The organism is Granulosicoccus sp. 3-233 (genome assembly GCF_052681095.1).
In genome coordinates, this window is record NZ_JBQYLE010000039.1 from 1 (window position 1) to 3,974 (window position 3,974).

The following is a 3,974-nucleotide window of genomic DNA, read 5'->3' on the forward strand; positions in this document are numbered from 1 at the left end:
CTAGCAGCAAGTGCGGGTGATGCACTGATGATAGGTTACATGCGTCAGAACGCCAGCCTGATGTCGTGAACGCTTACGTTGACGGCATCGAGTACTCCGTCGGCAATTTCCTCATCACTGATCGGATTGATCGCCACTTCCGTTGGCGGCAACTTCACCCGTGGCCGTCCTCTGACGAATCGCTCTGGATTGAGCCGGTAGCGATTGTCCATCGCCGCCTGTTTGGTTTTGGCAATTTCGGCGAAGGTGCCGGTGAATACCTGCACCGGGGTATCCCCATTCAGTCCGCTATGATGGTGGTGGAAGTTCGCCCATTGGTAGTAATCACTACACCATTGACGGGCATGCTCAGTGCTGTTGAATTTTCCTGGATAGGTCGGTTAGTACTTCAATGTCTTGAATGCACTTTCGCTGAACGCGTTGTCATTACTGACCCGAGGACGACTATGACTGCAAGTGATATCCAGCGTCCGCATGGCTCCTAGAAAACCGTTGGCCGTTATGGGAGAGTCCCTGTCCTGATGCAATGTCAGCTGCCCCGGGACGATACTGTACCGAGCGCTTGCCTCACCCATCAGCTGCGTTGCCAGTGCACTGTTCTCCTTCAAAGAGATCATCCAGGCAACGGTATAGCGACTGAACAGGTCCGTGATGGCGTAGAGAGACAGATAGACACCCTGAGTCACGAGAGGCAGTTTGCTGTAGGGTCGGGCCACGGCGCTCACTGCCAGATTGCTCCGGCCAAGTTTCCGTGGCTCGCCCTCCGAACCGGACGTGCGACTCTCACCGCATCCGGCTCTCCACAAGATCATGCCGAGAACGCCCACGGTGTGCGTATCTTCGCACCACGATACCGGTATCTGATAATGGATACCGATTGTGGTTTGAATAAGGAGACGTCTGCATCGCTCATTTGCCAGTTCGGCATATGACGGTCAACGAGAGCCTTCTTACCGATCTTGGCGTGTCGCTTGTAACGCCATCGGAAGATCCGATGCCACGTGAAGTAATCCACATAGCTGAACGTTCTTGCAGATACACCGTATCGGAAGTACTCACACCATCCTCGCAACACTCTATTGACAGAGTGCAGCAGTTCACCAAGCGTTCTATGTTTGTTTTTACGGGTTAGAGAGCGTATCTTTGTCATCAAAGTTGTAAGAGATTTCTTTGACGGATAGGAATATACAGCTTTCTTTCCGTTGCGACCTCTCCAGCGGCGGCGGTGAACTCGCCAGCCGAGAAAGTCAAACCCATCGTCCACATGGCATACCTTTGTTTTCTCTTGCGATAGGCTCAGACCTATCGGTTCAATAATCAAAGCCACTTCATCCCACAACGCTTCTGCATCGCTCCGTTTGCCAGCCACCATGATCACGAAGTCGTCCGCGTAGCGAAAAAGCCTCATCGCTGGTGTACCGGCTCGACGTCGTTTTGCTCGTGTCCAAGATGGACCAAGCGCTTCCCATTTCCTGGCAAAGTGCTCGTCCAAAATAGACAACGCGATGTTGGCTAGTAGTGGTGATAATATGCCGCCCTGAGGCGTACCAGTAATCGTTCCACGTGCCTTGTCATCCTCACCGAGGATACCAGCACGTAGTGATCCGCGAATCAGCGAAAGTACTCGTTTATCGCCAACACGCTTAGCAATGCGCCGTAGTAAAGGCCCATGTGCGATGTTGTCGAAGCACGCCTTGATATCCGCCTCGAATACCCATTGGTAGTTCCGGACCGGATTAGCAAGGAAACGTATTTCCGCTATTGCGTCCTGAGCACGACGATTAGGCCGAAAGCCATAGGAACATGGCAGAAAATCAGCTTCAAAAATCGGCTCAAGTACTAGAGACAAAGATGCTTGCACCACCCGGTCGATCGTAGTGGGTTTACCTAGAGAACGGCGTTTGCCACTCGCTTTGGGGATCCACTTTTGCCGAACAGGCGAAGCGATATAGCATCGAGCTTTGAGTGATTCTCTTAGCTCGCCAAGAAACAACTCAGGATTATCTATCGAGATGGGTCTCACCCCGTCGATTCCTGCACTGCGCTTGCCTTTGTTGCCCCGAACCCTGTGCCATGCGACAACAAGGAAGGCGGGGTCGTGTACTAGGTTAAACAAATCATCAAAGCAACGTCCACTATCAGACGTTGCCCATTGGTGTAACTTACATTGCATTGCCAGTACCCGAGCCTCGGCGGCTTCCCGCTCTGGCCATGGATCACCAGTATTCACCGGCGAGCTCCTCGCAATCGTAGTTTGTTACGATCTTGCTGGGGCCCTTCGCTATGTACACGGCTTTCCCGTGCTCGAACTACTACGGCCCCTCCGCCCCAGATCCACAGCATCAGCGGGCAACACGCCTTCCTCGTCGAGCTTTCACTCTCAAGGGCTGTAAATCCGGTTCCCACGTTCACTTTCTCCCGCTTATCAGGTTAGGTATCCAACTATGCCCCTGCAGCTTCGTCAACGCTACGCCGCAGGCATTCACGATGACCTCCCGATCGACGACATACAAACGAACAAGGAGTTGCCACGACTGATATTGATCGTGGGTACGCACTGCAACCCAGCCCACATCCGTCAGGTTGGAGCTGGTGGCTCGCTCTTTAGAGGCTTTATGCTGTTGGTTCACTCTCGTTATACCTTCCTGTCTTGCTTGCCGAACCTGCTATATCTGACGGTTCTAAAGCATCTCGGCGTTGTCAGGACTGCTCCCACCTTCACCGGTGTTCCCCGGATCAGGCTGCCCTCAGCTTGTACCCGACTGCTGCGACAGTCAGGCCGTGGCGGTCTTTCACTGCCACGCGGTTAAAAGCGCCTCGTGGCGCACGATGTCCCATGTCCAGACCTGGTTGGGTCCAGTTGCTTTCAGGCGCGGTATGGCATGATGCTGCGCCGGCCTTCTGATCGCGTCGTTCACCGTTTTCGCCTCCCTTGCGCAGAAGCCGATGCATGCAGGGGGCATCGAACAGGGGGCATCGCCTTGCTCGAGAAGACGTTGGTGCACTTCTGCAGGAGGCTGATTGCTGTGCTCAGGGCTACGCAATGTCGCAAGAACGCCCTGGCATTCCTGCTCACTCAGCGCGCGTGGCTGAGGGGCGTTCTTGCGACTACGCTTCGTGCTGTCATTGCCGACAAGTCCCTTCTGGCGCTGATAGACGCTGCTGCGATTGAGCCCCAGTGCCCGGCAGGCAACACTTAGCGGCAACCGGCTGGGGCGCTCTTCAAGAGCGAGGTTCACTGCGTTTTCCCATTGCTCGAACGATCGAGAATTGACAAGACGTTTTTTGGATAGTCAGGCAATCGTTGGCGATAGCCAGCTCGTTGTTGAGCGATGCCACTTGACGTTTGAGCTTCTCGGTTTCACGTTGCTCGGCGCTCTTGGCAGGAGAAGGGCCTGGAGAGGACTTGCTCAAACCCTCGATGCCGTTCTCGGCATACTCACGTCCCCAATCCGAGAGCTGATTACTGTAGAGCTTTTCACGCCTGAGCAACGCACCCAGCTCGCCGTGTTTGCACGCATTGGCCTCCTGAACGATGCGCAGCTTATACTCGGGTTTGAACACACGCCGAGTGCGCTTCTCTAGCTTTGGATCAGGCGTGACCTGTCTGTCGGGTATCTCTGATGAATCTTTGGGCACTGTCTGTGTTCCTGTTTCCATAGCCCTGAAATCTATGTTATCCCATACGATGACTGTATGGCATCAGGTTGACACGTAGGGAATCCGACGAGGGTGGACGAGACGAATTGAGGGAACTCTTGCCAATGCGTTCTCTGAGCTCTTTCACCTGCTCCCGAAGCTCTTCGTTCTGTTGCCGGATCTCATCATTCTGCTGTTTGAGCTCAGTAACGATGTCCCACAATCCATCGGTCTGGGCGTGAGCCTCCTCGAGTGATCTAGTTCGACCTGAGCAACTGCTCCCTATTTGGGCCGACAGAACCTCGCCTACGTAAGGCGGGATCAGGATTCAACGC

6 protein-coding genes are annotated in these 3,974 nt (G+C 54.2%); all 6 read right to left on the reverse strand.

Annotation, left to right across the window (positions count from 1 at the left end; all coding sequences use genetic code 11):
* Positions 1–44: 44 nt before the first annotated feature.
* Positions 45–266 carry a hypothetical protein gene (locus ACUNV4_RS30205; RefSeq protein WP_430882397.1) on the reverse strand — a complete coding sequence of 74 codons (222 nt, stop codon included), beginning with the start codon at positions 264–266 and terminating at the stop codon, positions 45–47.
* Positions 267–380: 114 nt separating this feature from the next.
* Complete coding sequence (locus ACUNV4_RS30210; RefSeq protein WP_430882398.1) at positions 381–725, reverse strand: DDE-type integrase/transposase/recombinase; 345 nt, start codon at positions 723–725, stop codon at positions 381–383.
* A gap of 83 nt (positions 726–808) precedes the next feature.
* On the reverse strand, positions 809–2,230 hold the full coding sequence (gene ltrA, locus ACUNV4_RS30215) for a group II intron reverse transcriptase/maturase (RefSeq protein ID WP_430882399.1): 1,422 nt from the start codon (positions 2,228–2,230) through the stop codon (positions 809–811).
* Positions 2,231–2,792: 562 nt separating this feature from the next.
* Positions 2,793–3,239, reverse strand: a complete 447-nt coding sequence (locus tag ACUNV4_RS30220; protein WP_430882400.1) for a hypothetical protein — start codon at positions 3,237–3,239, stop codon at positions 2,793–2,795.
* A complete protein-coding gene (locus tag ACUNV4_RS30225) occupies positions 3,223–3,639 on the reverse strand; it encodes a transposase (RefSeq protein ID WP_430882401.1) in 417 nt (138 codons plus the stop codon). Before ACUNV4_RS30225 ends, ACUNV4_RS30220 begins: the two co-directional genes overlap by 17 nt.
* A gap of 37 nt (positions 3,640–3,676) precedes the next feature.
* On the reverse strand, positions 3,677–3,967 hold the full coding sequence (locus tag ACUNV4_RS30230) for a DUF6444 domain-containing protein (protein ID WP_430882402.1): 291 nt from the start codon (positions 3,965–3,967) through the stop codon (positions 3,677–3,679).
* Positions 3,968–3,974: the final 7 nt, after the last annotated feature.